This window comes from Ralstonia sp. Ralssp110, from assembly GCF_047325135.1.
Taxonomy (GTDB): Bacteria; Pseudomonadota; Gammaproteobacteria; order Burkholderiales; family Burkholderiaceae; genus Ralstonia; species Ralstonia mojiangensis.
Genome location: NZ_CP168610.1, coordinates 3,599,502 through 3,615,084, shown reverse-complemented (window position 1 = coordinate 3,615,084; position 15,583 = coordinate 3,599,502). Strand labels below are relative to the sequence as shown.

The 15,583-nt window shown below is 64.8% G+C and carries 13 protein-coding genes; 9 read left to right on the top strand and 4 right to left on the bottom strand.

The genetic code is table 11. The annotated features are described in order from the left end of the window. Positions 1-3: 3 nt before the first annotated feature. The gene (locus tag ACEN9T_RS25865; protein WP_413707498.1) at positions 4-2,070 is read right to left on the bottom strand and encodes a bifunctional 2',3'-cyclic-nucleotide 2'-phosphodiesterase/3'-nucleotidase; all 2,067 of its coding nucleotides are present in this window, start codon (positions 2,068-2,070) and stop codon (positions 4-6) included. Between the two features lie 349 nt (positions 2,071-2,419). Here ACEN9T_RS25865 and minC point away from each other — a divergent pair, with 349 nt between their 5' ends. Genes minC through minE form a run of 3 tightly spaced genes read left to right on the top strand, consistent with a single transcriptional unit; the run spans position 2,420 to position 4,334 of the window. Next, positions 2,420-3,199 (top strand): septum site-determining protein MinC, encoded by a 780-nt coding sequence (gene minC, locus ACEN9T_RS25860; protein WP_413707497.1) that lies wholly within the window; start codon positions 2,420-2,422, stop codon positions 3,197-3,199. A 44-nt stretch (positions 3,200-3,243) separates the two neighbouring features. Beyond that, positions 3,244-4,065, top strand: coding sequence for a septum site-determining protein MinD (minD, locus tag ACEN9T_RS25855; protein WP_012436754.1), 822 nt, complete (start codon positions 3,244-3,246; stop codon positions 4,063-4,065). A gap of 14 nt (positions 4,066-4,079) precedes the next feature. Continuing rightward, complete coding sequence (minE, locus tag ACEN9T_RS25850) at positions 4,080-4,334, top strand: cell division topological specificity factor MinE (RefSeq protein WP_024977189.1); 255 nt, start codon at positions 4,080-4,082, stop codon at positions 4,332-4,334. 7 nt (positions 4,335-4,341) lie between these two features. Here minE and ACEN9T_RS25845 read toward each other — a convergent pair whose 3' ends face one another. Beyond that, positions 4,342-5,574 carry a citrate synthase family protein gene (locus ACEN9T_RS25845; RefSeq protein WP_413707496.1) on the bottom strand — a complete coding sequence of 411 codons (1,233 nt, stop codon included), beginning with the start codon at positions 5,572-5,574 and terminating at the stop codon, positions 4,342-4,344. A gap of 107 nt (positions 5,575-5,681) precedes the next feature. Here ACEN9T_RS25845 and ACEN9T_RS25840 point away from each other — a divergent pair, with 107 nt between their 5' ends. Then, complete coding sequence (locus tag ACEN9T_RS25840) at positions 5,682-7,115, top strand: CoA transferase (RefSeq protein WP_413707495.1); 1,434 nt, start codon at positions 5,682-5,684, stop codon at positions 7,113-7,115. Between the two features lie 60 nt (positions 7,116-7,175). After that, a complete protein-coding gene (locus ACEN9T_RS25835) occupies positions 7,176-8,033 on the top strand; it encodes a 23S rRNA (adenine(2030)-N(6))-methyltransferase RlmJ (protein WP_413707494.1) in 858 nt (285 codons plus the stop codon). A gap of 27 nt (positions 8,034-8,060) precedes the next feature. Here ACEN9T_RS25835 and ACEN9T_RS25830 read toward each other — a convergent pair whose 3' ends face one another. Then, positions 8,061-9,287, bottom strand: a complete 1,227-nt coding sequence (locus ACEN9T_RS25830; RefSeq protein ID WP_413707493.1) for an AVRPPHE avirulence protein — start codon at positions 9,285-9,287, stop codon at positions 8,061-8,063. Positions 9,288-9,515: 228 nt separating this feature from the next. Here ACEN9T_RS25830 and ppk2 point away from each other — a divergent pair, with 228 nt between their 5' ends. Continuing rightward, positions 9,516-10,418, top strand: coding sequence for a polyphosphate kinase 2 (gene ppk2, locus ACEN9T_RS25825; protein ID WP_092976867.1), 903 nt, complete (start codon positions 9,516-9,518; stop codon positions 10,416-10,418). A gap of 105 nt (positions 10,419-10,523) precedes the next feature. On the opposite strand, the gene ACEN9T_RS25820 is transcribed toward ppk2, so the two are convergent. Further along, a complete protein-coding gene (locus ACEN9T_RS25820; protein ID WP_413707492.1) occupies positions 10,524-10,811 on the bottom strand; it encodes an acylphosphatase in 288 nt (95 codons plus the stop codon). Between the two features lie 280 nt (positions 10,812-11,091). On the opposite strand from ACEN9T_RS25820, the gene ACEN9T_RS25815 reads away from it, so the two are divergent. The 3 genes from ACEN9T_RS25815 (at position 11,092) to ACEN9T_RS25805 (ending at position 15,533) form a co-directional block, all read left to right on the top strand. After that, positions 11,092-12,876, top strand: a complete 1,785-nt coding sequence (locus ACEN9T_RS25815; protein WP_092976861.1) for an ABC transporter permease — start codon at positions 11,092-11,094, stop codon at positions 12,874-12,876. Positions 12,877-13,027: 151 nt separating this feature from the next. Further along, positions 13,028-14,401, top strand: a complete 1,374-nt coding sequence (locus ACEN9T_RS25810; protein WP_092976858.1) for a nitrate/sulfonate/bicarbonate ABC transporter ATP-binding protein — start codon at positions 13,028-13,030, stop codon at positions 14,399-14,401. 193 nt (positions 14,402-14,594) lie between these two features. Beyond that, positions 14,595-15,533 carry a mannuronate-specific alginate lyase gene (locus tag ACEN9T_RS25805; protein WP_413707491.1) on the top strand — a complete coding sequence of 313 codons (939 nt, stop codon included), beginning with the start codon at positions 14,595-14,597 and terminating at the stop codon, positions 15,531-15,533. Positions 15,534-15,583: the final 50 nt, after the last annotated feature.

Here is a 15,583-nt window from a genome sequence, read left to right as displayed (position 1 = left end):
CTCTTACTGCGTCAGATCGATCTGATACAGCGACAACCCCTTGTTGGTGCCGTCATCGGCCTGATACAGCGTGACGTTGTTGATGCCCGCCGCCCCGGCCGCCGTCAGCTTGCCCGCCGCCGACGGGAACACCACCGTTGCCGCCGACGTCGCCAGCTTCGTAAAGCGCCAGCTGCGCTGCGAACCGTTGGTCGCACGCTTCACGCTGCCGATCTTCTTGATGTAGCTGATCAGCACATCGCGGTTGGCATCCGGCGAGGCATAGATCGTCTTGCTGCCGTCTAGGCCCGGGAAGTTGCCACCGCCGCTTGCACGGTAGTTGTTGGTCGCCACGATGAACTGCGCTGCCGGGTCGAGTGCCACGCCCTTGTACATGAGGTTCTTGATGCGGCTGCCCACGGGCTGCGTGACATCAATCTCATACGTCAGGTCCGGCGTGGTGAACATATCGAAGTTGTAGCCCGGGAAGGTGCTCACCAGTTTCTGCACCGTCGCTTGCGTCGGGTCGATGGTGTTGAAGCGCTTGGCCGCCGTCTCCAGCCAGTTCTTGATGTCGGTACCCGCCACCTTCACCGCGTAGACCGTGTTCGGATACAGGTACAGGTCAGCCGCGTTGTTGATCGCCAGCGGGCCAGCCGCCACATCGGTGAAATCCGTACCGCCACCAAAGCCGCTCTTGAACGGTGCGCTCACCGACAGCACTGGCAGCGAAGCGTACTGCGGCAGGTTTGCCTGAACATACGCCGACACGTAATCCGCCTGCGCCTGGTTGACGATCTCGATGGCACCCGGATCGCCCACGTCGGCAAAGTACGTGCTCATGTTGAAGTCGGTGCTACCCACCGGCGTCTTCACATAGTTGATCGTCGCCTGGTGTTCGGTGGCGATGGCTGCGGAAACAGTCGGGTCGGCCGCCACGTACGTTTTGTCCGCGTTCTGGATCGAGCGCGCCTCCACCGTGGTCTGCGTCTTGTCGACGGCCCAGTTCGTGCCGTTGAACGTCAGGCCAAGCTTGATCACACCCAGGTGCTTGCCCCAGTAGTTGGCCATCACCGTCGGCACACCGTTCACGGTGCCGGCCACCTTGTCGACACCCGGCAGGTTGAACTGACTGACGGTGCTCTTGGCATCCGGGAAGAGCTGGTGCGAATGGCCGATCAGCATGGCATCGATGCCCGGCACGGTGGACAGCCACCAGCTGCCGTTCTCCATCGTCGGCGAATACGTGGAGTTGTCGAGCCCACCGTGCGAAATGGCCACTACCAGGTCGGCGCCCTTCGCGCGCATTTCGGGGATGTACTTGGCGGCCGTTTCCTTGATGCCGACGGTATAAACCTTGCCGTCGAGCCAGCGCTTGTCCCAGCTCGTGATGGTGGGCGGCGTAAAGCTGATGATGCCGACCTTGACCGGCGCGGTGATGGTGGTGCCGTCCGGCGCCGTGGCCGTCACCGTTTTGGTGATGATCGTGTACGGCTGGAACAGCGGCGCATTCGTCTTTGCGCTCACCACGTTGGCCAGCACCTGCGGGAAGGTCGGGCCCGCGCATTTCTTCTGCGTGGCCGGATCGGGCAGACCATCGACGTTGAACGTATTGCCCGTGACTTGCGACAGATACGGCAGGCCGTAATTGAACTCGTGGTTGCCGATGCCGCCGCCGTCGTACTTGGCAGCGTTCATCACCTTGTAGATCGCCAGCGTCTGGTCGCACGTGACCGGGCTCACCATGGCCTGGTAATCCGACAGCGCGGTGCCCTGGATGGTGTCGCCGTTGTCCAGCAGCAGCGTGTTCGGGAATTGCGTGCGCGCCTGGTTGATGAGCGTTGCCACGCGCTCGAAACCGAGCGAGTTGTCGGCCGCGAGCTTGAAATAGTCGTACGACAACACGTTGGTATGCAGGTCGGTCGTCTCCAGCACGGCCAGCGTGGCCTTGGTGCCGGCGGGGGCAGCACTGGCGGCAGGCGTGGCGCTGCCAGTGGAGGGGCTATCGTCGCTGCCGCCACAGGCAGCCAACGACATCGACAAAAAAACAGCAAGCGGCAACGCCGCCGAACACAATGGTCGGACTCGCATGAACTTCTCCCTGAAGTCTATTTTTTCGTATGCGAACTACGGACTGCTGAATGCGAATTGCGAATTGCTGATGAAGCGAATGACGCGCGGACGCGCACGCAGAATCGGGGAACCGTTTGCGCAACGCGAAAGGACAACAGACTGGGCCGGGGGGCGCAGAAGCGGAGAAGTATCAAAAGCGTGCATGACGATGCTGTGACCATCGCATGACATTTGCGCGTGGCCCCGGCGGTGTGGAGAACAGCGCCGGCTGCGGGTCTCAGCCGGATGGCGGAGCGGCGGGGCCAAAAAATCCAAGGCGTTTCGTCAACAACGTTAGAATGAGCCCATTTTTCCGCGTAGCCGTTCTATGTCCCAGAAGAAAGCGCCGCTGTTCGAGATCCGCAGCGGCACCGTCGATGCCCTGCTGCTGTCGCCGCGCACCGCCGACATGGACGCCCTGGCCGCCGAACTCACGCGACGCTTTGCCGACACGCCGGAGTTTTTCTCCAACGACGTGATCGCCATCGACGTGCGCCGCCTGGCCGCAGACGAGCGCCTGCCCATCGACCGTTTGGTTGAGACGCTGACCTCGCTGCGCGCCCGCGCGATCGGCGTGGTTGCCAGCCCGGAGCAGGCTGAGTGGGCCCAGGCCTTTGGTCTGCCGCTGCTCGACAGCCACGGACGCCGCCCGCGCGGCGAGAAAGACGCCAAGGACAACGGCGAAGGCCAGGACGCCCCCGAGCACGCCCAGGCTGCCGAAGCGCCGGCCCCCGCCCCCGCTGTTCCCCCCGTCGATGCCGTGGCCATGCAGCCCGGCACGATGATCATCGATCGTCCGTTGCGCTCCGGCCAGCGCATTTATGCGCGCGGCGACCTCGTCGTGCTCGACCTGGTGAGCGACGGCGCCGAGGTGATCGCCGAGGGCAACATTTACGTTTATGCCTCGCTGCGCGGTCGCGCGCTGGCGGGCGTGAAGGGCAACCTGGACGCGCGCATCTTCTGCACGTGCCTGGAGCCTCAACTAATTTCCATCGCCGGCATCTACCGCACCGGCGAAACCCCGTGGCCGGAGCCCTACGCCAGCAAGCCTGCGCAGGTCCGGCTCGCGGACAACACGCTGGTTTTCGAACCGTTGCGGATGAAGTGACGCACCCCGTGCGCCGAGCGATTTAACTTTTCGATATACGAGCCATGACCAAGATCATCGTAGTCACCTCCGGCAAGGGCGGCGTCGGCAAGACGACCACCAGTGCGGCGTTCTCTGCCGGCCTTGCGCTGCGCGGCCACAAGACCGCCGTCATCGACTTCGACGTCGGCCTGCGCAACCTCGACCTCATCATGGGCTGCGAGCGCCGCGTCGTGTATGACCTGATCAACGTGATCCACGGTGAGGCCAACCTGAACCAGGCCCTCATCAAGGACAAGAAGTGCGAAAACCTGTTCATCCTCCCCGCCTCGCAGACGCGCGACAAGGATGCGCTCACGCGTGAAGGCGTCGAGAAGGTGATCGAAGGCCTGAAGGAAATGGGCTTCGAATACATCGTCTGCGATTCGCCCGCCGGTATCGAATCGGGCGCGCTGATGGCGATGTACTTTGCCGATGAGGCCATCGTCGTGACGAACCCGGAAGTCTCTTCGGTGCGCGATTCGGATCGCATCCTGGGCATCCTGTCGTCCAAGTCGCGCCGCGCTGTTGAAGGCAAGGAGCCGATCAAGGAACACCTGCTGCTCACGCGCTACAACCCGAAGCGCGTGTCCGAAGGCGAGATGCTCTCGCTCACCGACATCCAGGAAATCCTGCGCATCAAGCTGATCGGCGTGATTCCGGAATCGGAGGCCGTGCTGCAGGCGTCCAACCAGGGCACGCCCGCCATCCACATCGAAGGCTCCGACGTGGCGAACGCCTACCACGACGTGATCGACCGCTTCCTGGGCAAAGAGAAGGAACTGCGCTACGTCGAATACAACAAGCCGGGCTTCCTGCAGCGCCTGTTCGGCGGCAGCGGTAAATAAGGAGACGCACATTCATGTCGATTCTGTCTTTCCTGCTGGGCGAGAAGAAGAAGACTGCGACCGTCGCCAAGGAACGTCTGCAGATCATCCTCGCCCATGAACGTACCGCCAGCGGTGCGCCTGCCGACTACCTGCCCGCGCTGCAACGCGAGCTGGTGGCCGTGATTTCGAAGTACGTGAAGATCGGCAACGACGACATCAAGGTCAACCTCGAGCGCCAGGACAACCTGGAAGTGCTTGAGGTGAAGATCGAGATTCCGCAGGCCTGATCGCGCCTTAGCGCACACGGATGATGCGGCCCGTCGGTGCGTCCGGCGCGGCCGGCATCGGCCCCACATAGGCGGCTCTCGGGCGAATCAACTGCCCCGCCGCGCGCTGCTCCAGCGCGTGGGCAATCCAGCCTGCCGTACGCCCCGCTGCAAACAGGCCAAAGCCAGAACCTTCCGGTAGCCCGAGCACACGCCGGGTGGCCACCAGCGCGAAATCCACCGATGGCCCATCGCCGGTCAGCCCGGCCACGGCATCCATCACGGTTTGCAGCCGCCTGCGTACCGCGCTTGCCTTCGGCAACTGCGCCAGGATTGCGTCGGCGCGCGGGTCGGCCTTGCGATACAGCGGGTGGCCAAAGCCCGGCAGCGTATCGCCGCGATCAAGCCGACGGCGCAGTGCCGTTGCCACGGAGCGCTCCCCTTCCAGCTCGCTCAGCAATGCCTCCACGCGCGCCGTGGTGCCGCCATGGCGGCCCCCGGTGAGCGCAGCCAGCCCTGCACTGACCACGGCGCCCAGGCTGGCGCCGGTTGATGCGACAACGCGCGCTGCAAAGCTTGAGGCATTGAGTTCGTGATCGGCGCAGAGCACCAATGCGACGCGGATGGCCTCTGCGGCGCGCGCATCAACGTTCCATGCCTGCTGGCATTGCAGATGCACGTGCGCAGCGTCGGGCTTGCGCCCGAGCATGGCGGCAAATACCACGCGCAGGAGTGTTCCGGCATCGCGCGCTGTGCGTGCGGAATCCTGGCGCCACGCGGCCTCGTCCAGGGCCGGCAAGGCAAGCGCGCACAGCGCCATGCAGCGTTGGCGGATGTCCGCGTCTGCCAACGACGTGAGCGCTGCGTACCAACTTTTCGGCAACACCGGCGCGGGCGCGTTGAAGGCCGCCGCCTCTTCGCATTGCCAGAGTTGCGCCGCAACGGCCTCCAGCGTGGCGCGTTCGGCCAATTCCACAGCAGGCGTGCCGCGATAGAACAACTGCCCGTGATCGATCAGCGTGATGGCCGATTCCATGACCGGCAGGCCCCAGTCCAGCGCGTGGCGCACCACCTGGCGCGGGCGCCGTCCGCCGGAACGCTGATCTGCCAGGCGTGCCACATCGGCTTCGCGGTAGCGGCTGCCGCGTCCATCGGGCGACGGGTACGCCGCCAGCAGCCCGCGGCTCACATAGGCGTACAGCGTTGGGCGCGAGATGTGCAGGCGCGCGGCGGCTTCGGCGGCATTGAGGTAGGTCGTCATCGGGCCGGTTGAGGTGGACGCCAATTGAGGTTGATCAGTCTAGTCAATGTTGACGCTATCGGCGGTGCGGGACTGTAATGGGCGCACTTTCCCCGCGGAGCCCCGCCATGCCGTCACCCATTGCTGATGTGGTTGATCCTTCCATGCAGACTGTCAGCTCCGCCGGCGCACTCAGCCAGTTGTGGAGCGTGCTCGGCCAGCCGGCCGACGCGCTGTCGCGCGCAACGTTGACGGGCGCCGAGCCGGCGCTGCCGTCGTCGTTTGCCGTGGGCACGCTCGCGCAAAGCACCATCGCTGCCGCTGCGCTTGCGGCGGCGCAGGTCGACACGTTGCGCAGCGGGCGGCAGCAGACCGTGTCGGTCGACATGCACCATGCCGCGCTGGAATTTCGCTCCGAGCGTTACTTCCGTCTCGATGGCCAGTTGCCGCCCGAACCGTGGGACAAGATTGCCGGGCTCTACCGCTGCGGCGATGGCCGCTGGGTGCGCCTGCACACGAACTTTCCGCATCACCGTGACGGCGTGCTGAAGTTGCTGGGCTGCGCGTATGACCGGGCGGCCGTGGCCGCTGCGCTGAAACAATGGAAGGCCGAAGCGTTTGAAGAAGCGGCGGCGCAGGCGGGCATGGTCGTGACCGCCGCGCGCACGTTTGAAGAGTGGGACGCACACCCCCAAGGCATTGCCGTGGCGCGGCAACCGCTGATGACGATCGAACGCATTGGCGATGCACCACCGCAGCCTCTGCCCGCGCATGCCGACGGCCGTCCGCTCTCGGGGGTGCGCGTGCTCGATCTCACGCGCGTGATTGCCGGCCCCGTCTGCGGCCGGACGCTGGCGGCGCATGGGGCCGATGTGCTGCTCGTCACAGCGCCGCATCTGCCCGCCGTTCCGCCGCTGGTGATCGACACCGGGCGCGGCAAGCGCTCCGCGCAGCTCGACTTGCGCGACGCGGCGGGTGCCGAGCAACTCTGCACGCTGCTGCGCGACGCCGACATCTTCGTGCAAGGGTATCGGCCCGGTGGCTTGGCGGCGTTGCAGTTTGGCCCCGAGCAGGTGGCAGCGCTGCGCCCGGGCATCGTCTACGTGAGCCTGTGTGCATACGGCTATGACGGCCCCTGGGCCAATCGACGAGGCTTTGACTCGCTTGTGCAGACCGCCAGCGGGTTCAACTGGGCGGAAGCACAGGCAGCCGGTGACGCCAAGCCGCACCCGCTACCCGCACAGGCGTTGGACCACGGCGCCGGTTACCTCATGGCCGCTGGCGCCATGACGGCGCTCGCACGCCGCATGACGGAGGGCGGCAGCTGGCACGTGCGTGTGTCGCTCGCGCAGACGGCGCATTGGCTGCGCAGCTTCGGCCGCATGGCCAATGGGTTCGATGCGGCCGACCCGCGCTATGAAGAGATCGGTGCGTATCTTGAAACGTCGCCCTCCGGCTTCGGCACGCTCACCGCGCTGCGCCACGCGGGGCAGCTCTCCGATACGCCGCCGCACTGGACGCTGCCCAGCGTGCCGCTGGGGACGCATCCCGCGCGGTGGTAGCATTCGCGCCTACCGTTTTCTCTGCCCGCGCCTGATACTCCGGGCGCACATGGCCCGCCGATGCTCAGTTACCGTCACGCCTTCCACGCCGGCAATCACGCCGATGTCCTCAAGCACGCCGTGCTTGTGCAGATGCTCGATTACCTCACGCAGAAGGACAAGCCGTTCTGGTACATCGACACGCACGCCGGCGCCGGCCTCTACGCGCTGGACCACGAATGGGCGCAGAAGAAGGCCGAATTCGATACCGGCATTGGCCCGCTGTGGCGCGCGGCCCAAGCCGGCGAAACACTGCCGCCCCTGCTCGACGCCTACCTCGACCAGGTGCGCGAGCTGAATCCCAACGGTGAACTGAGGCACTACCCGGGCTCGCCGTGGCTGGCGTGGCAGATGTTGCGCGACGCCGATCGCCTGCGCCTGTTCGAGCTGCACAGCTCCGAGATCAAGGTGCTGTCGAACAACTTTCGCGGCGCCGGGCGCAAGGTCATGCTGTACGACGGCGATGGCTTTGCCGGCATCAAGGCGATCCTGCCCCCGCCGCCGCGCCGCGCGCTGGTGCTGATCGATCCGTCGTTTGAAGACAAGCAGGATTACGCCCGCACCGTGCAATCGCTGCAGGACAGCCTGCAGCGCTTTGCGACCGGCATGTATGCGGTCTGGTATCCGCTCGTGCAGCGGCGCGAAGCCGCGCAATTTCCCTCGCGGCTGAAGCAGTTGCGCCCCAAGGATTGGCTGCACGTCACGCTCACCGTCAGGCACCCGGTCGAGGGTGGCCTGGGCTTGCACGGCAGCGGCATGTTCATCGTCAACCCGCCGTGGACGCTGAAGGCGCAATTGCAGGAAGCCATGCCCACGCTGGTGCGCCTGCTCGGCCAGGACGACGGCGCCAAGTTCATGCTGGAAGGCGAATCGAGCTGAGGCCGTTGCCTCATCTGGGCCATCCCCTCAAACGTCTTCAGGTGCGGTCTGTGCCGGATGCGATTCCAGCGGATAGCGGCGCAAATCCGCTGCCACGTGCGCAATGCGCCCAGCCGCCTGCGTTACCTCTCGTACACCACTGGCACCTAGGACCCGTGCCGTCTCGGTAGCGTGGATCTGCTGGCGCAGGGGCGCCATCCAGAGTTCGCCCATCTGCACCGGCTCGGTTGATTGCTGCGCTTCGCTTGCGAGCGGTGGCGCCAGCTTGGCCGGGTCGACGGGCCGGCTCATTTTTCTTGGCACACGTTCCGCGAACTCGGCGCAGATGACGGCTGTCGGGTCGCAGATCGCGTTGTCCGGGAACCGGAAATCGGGCCCCAGCTTCTTCATCTGGCGCTGCAGGTGCTCCTGGATGCGCGGTTCGTGCTCGACTTGCAGTCTGCGCATCGCTGCGTGGGCTTCGGCGCCGCTGGCCTTGTCGTAATGGTGTTCGATTGCGGTGCCCTGCTCGTCTGCCGAAAAGACGCCGTCTTCAGCAAAGATGGCCGGGCCTTTGCCCCATGCGTCCATGACGATGTCGTGCGTGCGATCCGAGGTTTCGCCATGCAGCTCGGCCCACACGTGGTCCACCGTTTTGCTGCTCACGGCGTGGACGCGCTCGCCGTCTTCCAGCTTGGCGGCGTGAAGAAACGCCGCCACGTTGGCATGGTCCCCGCAATTGCCGGCCTGCGCCGCCATCGCGCCAGCCGCGGCGCGGATGTCGGCTGGGTACTTGAACAGAGGGCCTTTCTTCCGGATACATGTGCCGGGCAGATACTTCCTCCCGATGCGCCGGCCAGCCGCGGTGCGGATCGTGCTTTGGCCGTTGCTGTCATTGATGTCGGCAGTCACATTGCCGCGGCCATGCGCGAGCGCCTGGCGGGTCTCCATGACGGTTTTATTTCCGCGCTTGAGCCGCTCGAGCGCCGGCCCCTCCACTGGGCGGCCATCGACCTGGCGCGCGTGTACATAACCGCCCAGTTGGCACTCGCCGTCGGACAACGCCTTGCGCGTATCTGGCACCAAGGCCTGAATCTCGACTTGCCGCTGGCGAATGCGTTGGGCGTCAAAGTTGGCCAGGCCCTGCAACGTTACCGGTGCGCGGCGTGGCGGATGTGACGCAGAGTCCGCCGGTTGGCCGGTTGAAGTGGAAGCGCGCTCCTCTGCCGGCGGCGGGCGGAAGCAGTTTAGGATCGATTGCAATGGACGCGGCATGGGCGGCTCCTGTGGCCCGCCAGATACGCGGCGGCGCAGGTAGATTACGGGCGCCGTGGCGGACGATGGCGCTGCCGGGCGAAAGCCTGGCGCGATAGGCGAAGCAACGCCATGTCACTCCCCTGCCACATGCTTGTGCTACCTAGTCGGGCTTAGACTTGCACTGCGCTGCCCATGCGCAGCGCCCCCTCTCGGCAATATCCGCAAGATCGGCAGGAGCAACACACCATGAGCGAACGTGACGCGGCCCGACAGGCGCGCCTGCAGGAAGACCTGCTCGACACGCTTGACGAAGAACTGGAGATGGAAATCGACGACCACCTGCTCGGTGGCGGCGAAGGCATCAGCGACGAAGCGCGCGAAACGCGACGCATGTACTTCCGCGAGCTGTTTCGTCTGCAAGGCGAACTCGTCAAGCTGCAGGACTGGGTGATCGAGACAGGCCACCGGCTGGTGGTGATCTTCGAAGGGCGCGATGCCGCCGGCAAGGGTGGCGCCATCAAGCGCATCACGCAACGACTGAACCCGCGCGTGTGCCGCGTGGCTGCGCTGCCCGCTCCCACCAATCGCGAACGTACGCAGTGGTACTTCCAGCGCTATGTGGCGCACCTGCCGGCCGCCGGCGAGATCGTCCTGTTCGATCGCAGTTGGTACAACCGCGCCGGCGTCGAACGCGTGATGGGTTTCTGCACCGACGAGGAATACGACGAGTTCTTCCGCTCCGTGCCCGAGTTCGAGAAGATGCTCGTGCGCTCAGGCATCCAGATCGTCAAGTACTGGTTCTCGGTGACGGACGAAGAGCAGGAAGTGCGGTTCCAGAGCCGTATCGACGATCCGCTCAAACAGTGGAAGCTGAGCCCGATGGACCTGGAAAGCCGCCGCCGCTGGGAAGCCTACACGCAGGCCAAGGAGGCGATGCTCGAGCGCTCGCACATTCCCGAATCGCCATGGTGGGTGGTGCTGGCGGACGACAAGAAGCGCGCGCGCCTGAATTGCATCGATCATCTGCTTGGCCAGGTGCCTTACCACCCGGTGCCGCATTCGCCGGTGTCGCTGCCGGAGCGGGTGCACCACGAGGAGTACATCCGCCACCCGGTGCCGGAAGACATGATCGTACCGAGCGTGTACTGATCAGCCTGCAGCGCCATCGGCGATAGAAAGAAGGGCGGCCTGCCTGGTCGCCCTTTTTGTTTCAATGCACGCCTTCAGTTGCGTGGAAGACCGCTGTGCCGAGAATTACACCGTCGGGCGGATCTCAAAACCATGGACGAGCACTTCATGCTCGCCCGTCACCACGTCCAGCTGCGTGACCTGGGCGCTGTCCGGCCCCTCCCACATCCATTCCCGCATGCTCAGCACATTGGCCTCGGGGCCGGCCAGGAATGCCTCGACCGCCCCGTCGCGGCGGTTGCGCACCCAGCCACGCAGACCCAGCAGGCGGGCGCGGTCGGCACACGCGGCGCGGTAACCAACGCCCTGCACGCGGCCTTGTACGGTAACGATCACTTGCGCAATGACGGACATGGCAGCCTCCGAGGCGAACCGGCAGGTGATGTGTTGGATAAAACATGACAAACCGGCGCTGTCGCATCTCTGTCACATTTCTGGAATGTGACGTCGTCAGACTGACAACCGCGCGGCGGGCTCTGACGTTACGCAAGGTAAACTAGGCGGCTTGCCGCCGGGTGCCAAGCAGCGCTTGCGCCGAGCACTGCGCTCAGCCCCGCACGCCATGTATTGCGCCTCGGCCCCTGGGCCTCGAGGCGCCCGAATTTCGTCCGCGGTTTCCGTCCCGGTATCCAAGATGCAGCAAAACGACAACGAAACCACCATCCGGGGCCGCTTCGGTACCACCTTTGGTACCAATCTGGGCGTCAACTTCGGCAATCTGCTGACGGCGCCGCCCAACCGGTTTGACCTGGCGCTGCTGCCCATCATTCTGGCGGCCATCGTGCTCGTGGCCTATGCCGCCAAGCAAATGAACGTGCCCTACACGCCTGGCGAACAGCTGGACGTGAGCCTCGACGTCATTGAACTGCCCTATTACCTGCTGCGCACCAGCATCCGCATGCTGCTGGCGCTGGGCGCGTCGCTGGCGTTCTCGTTTGCGTTTGCCGCCATCGCTTCCAAGAACCGCACGGCCGAGAAGGTGATGGTGCCGGCGCTGGACATCCTGCAATCGATTCCGGTGCTGGGTTTCCTGTCGATCACGGTCACGGGTTTCATTGCGCTGTTTCCGGGCAACCTGGTGGGCGTGGAATGCGCGGCCATCTTCGCCATCTTCACGTCGCAGGCGTGGAACATGGCGTTCTCGTTGTACCAATCGTTTCGCACCATCCCGACCGATCTGGAAGAGGCCGCCACGGTGTTCCGGCTGTCCAAGTGGCAGCGCTTCTGGCGCCTGGAAGTGCCGTTCGCCATGCCGGGCCTGCTGTGGAACATGATGATGTCGATGTCGGGCGGCTGGTTCTTCGTGGTGGCGTCGGAAGCCATCTCGGTGTCGGGCCACGACATCAAGCTGCCGGGCATCGGTTCGTACATCTCGCTGGCGATCCAGCAGCAGAACCTGCCGGCCATCGGTTGGGCCATCCTGGCCATGCTGATCGGCATCATCCTGTACGACCAGTTGCTGTTCCGCCCGCTGATTGCTTGGGCAGACCGCTTCCGCTTCGACACGATGTCGTCGGAACGCGAACCGCAATCGTGGCTGCTTGACCTGCTGCGCCGCTCTGAATGGGTCAAGGCGCTGCTTGAGCGCACCGCCGCACTGGCCGAGCGCACGCTGTCCTGGGGTGCCGAGCGCACGCGGCCAACCGCTGTCGGCGGCAACGGGTTCCTGCCGCGCTTCCCGTGGTCGCACCGCATCGCTGATGTCGTCATCATCCTGGCCGCGCTGGTGGCCGTGGCGCACGTGCTGCAATTCGTGCGCTCCGAGGTGGGCTGGGCCGAGGTCGGCCATGTCTTCTGGCTCGGCTTCCTGACCATGGTGCGTGTGATCCTGCTGATTGCCCTGGCCGCGCTGGTGTGGGTGCCGATCGGTATCCGCATCGGCTTGAACCCGAACGTGGCACGCATCGCCCAGCCGGTGGCGCAGTTCCTGGCGGCGTTCCCGGCCAACCTGATGTTCCCGCTGGCCGTGATGCTCATCGCGCGCTTCGCGCTCAACCCCGAAATCTGGTTGAGCCCGCTGATGATTTTCGGCACGCAGTGGTACATCCTCTTCAACGTGATTGCCGGTGCGTCGGCCATCCCGACCGAGCTGAAACTGGCCGCCCGCAACTTCGGCCTGCGCGGCTGGCTGCTGTGGAAGCGCTTCCTCATTCCCGCCGTGTTCCCCAACCTCCTGACGGGCCTGGTGACGGCCGCAGGCGGTTCGTGGAACGCCAGCATCGTCTCCGAATACGTGTCCTGGGGCGACCGCACGCTGGTGGCAACGGGCCTGGGCAGCTACATCGCCGAGATGACATCGAAGGGCGACTTCCCGCGCATTGCACTCGGGATTGCCGTGATGAGCCTGTTCGTGGTCGGCTTCAACCGGCTGCTGTGGAACCGCCTGTACGACATAGCCCAAGAGCGCACCCGCCTGTAAGAACATGCTCATGATCCCGCTGCGCACCCCGAACTTGACCCTGCGATGCTCGCCGTACTCATGTACGGCTGCGCGTCTCGGGCCAACCGCTGGGCGCTCGCTACGGATCTTGAGCACGTTCTAAGACGACCTTATTTTGCAGAGAACACACATGGTTACCACCAGCACCCATAGCCAGAGCGCTGAAAGCGTCATGGAGCTGCGCGGCGTCTCGAAGATCTTCCGCACCGCAGACCACACCGACCGCGCCGTGCTCGAAGGCGTGGACCTCAACCTGCGCCAGGGCGAGATCGTCGCCATGCTGGGCAAATCGGGCTCGGGCAAGTCGACGTTGCTGCGCATCATGGCGGGCCTGGTGCGCGCCGATCGCGGGCAGGTGCTGTTTCGCGGGCGTGAATACTCCGGCCCAGTGCAGGGCATCGCGATGGTGTTCCAGTCGTTTGCACTGTTTCCGTGGCTGACCGTGCAGCAGAACGTGGAGCTGGGTCTGGAGGCGCAAGGCGTGGCCAAGGCCGAGCGTGAAGAACGCGCTGAACAGGCCATCGACCTGATCGGCCTGTCGGGTTTCAACAGCGCCCTGCCCCGCGAACTCTCCGGCGGCATGCGCCAGCGTGTGGGCATTGCGCGCGCGCTCGTCACCGAGCCCGACCTGCTGCTGATGGACGAAGCGTTTTCAGCGCTCGACGTGCTGACCGGCGAGAACCTGCGCGACGAAATGCTCGACCTGTGGGAAGGCCGCCGCACCAACATCAAGAGCATCCTCATCGTCTCGCACAACATCGAAGAGGCGGTGATGATGGCGGATCGCATCGTCATCCTGTCGAGCGATCCGGGTCGCATTCGCGCCGAGGTGCGCGTGCCGTTCCCCCGCCCGCGCAATCGTGATTCGGCCGCCGTGCGCAACCTCATCGACGAGGTGTACGGCCTGATGACCTCGCCGGAGCGTGTGGGCGTGCATGTGGGCGTGGAGCCCGCCGCCGAGCAGCTTGCCTACCGCCTGCCCGATGCCGAAATCGGCCAGATGGAGGCCATTCTCGACCTGCTGGTCGAAGCACCGTTCAACGGCCGCGCCGACCTGCCGCATCTGGCAGAAGAAGCCGGCGTGACCGACGACGACCTGCTGCCCGCCTGCGAAGCGCTGGCCCTGCTGCAACTGGCCACCATCGAGCGCGGCGACATCATCGTCACCCCGTTCGGCAAGACCTACATGGAAACCGAACCACCCGAGCGCAAGGTGCTGTTCGGCCAGAAGCTGCTGGAGCGCGTGGCCCTGGCCGCGCACATCCGTGCGGAGCTAGACGCCAACGAAGACGGCGAGATCCGTGAAGAACATGTGCTGCGCGAACTGGAGGCGTACCTCAAGCCCGAAGAAGCCGAACGCGTGCTCAAGATCGGCATTGAATGGGGCCGCTACGGCGAGGTGTATGAGTACGTCTACAACACCGGCATGCTGACCCTGCCCCGTGAAGAGCGCGAGGAACGCGAAGAGCGGGAGGCGCAGGAGGGTGGGGATAACGCGGCGTAAGCGCACCTCGCTGCTGATGTCGGAAGAGCCGCTCGATGCGGCTCTTTTTCATAGTCGCTACCGTTTGTAACTCTCGTCAACGCTGCCGCGAACCACGCCGTTTTGCGTGTGCGGACATCGTATTCTCGCAAGCCCGCTCGCTCCAGCCTTCCCCTGCCAGCCGTCCTTTGCCGCCCCGCCCCCGGAGGTCGAAATGCGCCGTGCGTCCGTTCAAACGTTGTTAGCCATTTCGCTGGCCATTGGCGCCGGCTTCGGTGTGGTGCATGCAGCCCGCGCCTGCGAGATTCCTGCACCCGTCCGGACGATCGATCCGCCCGGCTTTTACGACGATGCAGCGGGCTACGCGCGCGACGTGAAACCGATGCGCAATTTCATCGGGCATCTCAACGCGTCAGCCGACAAAGGCGATTGGACCTGCGTACTCAGCCAGCTCCGAACCTGGGCCGATGCCGATGCGTTGATGGGCAAGATTTCCGGCTATCAGGGGTACTACGAGCGGTCATGGGCGGGAACGGATTTCGCCATGGTGCTGCTGCGCATGCCGAACGACATCCGCAAGCAGAACCAACCGCAGCTGGATGCCATCGCACCTTGGCTCGAACGCATTGCGATCGCCACCCGCAACGCTGAAGCGATCAACCATCTGCACAACAACCTGGTGTATTGGGCCGGACTCAACCTGATTGCCATCGGCACCGCGACGGGCAACAGCGACCTGATCAACTCCGGGCTGCTGCGCGTTCGCGAGGGCATCCGTGATATCGGCCCGGACGGGGCACTCGCACGTGAGGTCAAGCGAGGCAATCGTGCACTGCACTACCACACGTTCGCGCTGATTCCGCTGGTGTTCGCCGCAGAACTGGTGCAGCGACGCAATATCGATCTGTACCGGGAGAACGGCCATGCAATTGGCCGCTTGGCGAACCTCGTGATCGAGGCGGTGATGGATCCGGCGAGCTTCGAAAAGATCACGCCGATCAAGCAAGAGCTGTTTCCGTGGACCTTCCAGGATGAGCTGTGCTGGATGGAGCCTTACTACGCGCATGTGCGCGACCCGCGCCTGCCTGCCCTGATTGCACCGCGCCGCCCGTTTGCCGAATGGCGGCTCGGCGGCAGCGTCACGGCGGCATGAGGCGCAGTGCTGCCCGGCCACTGAATGGGCCGAGCAGCACCGCGCCATAT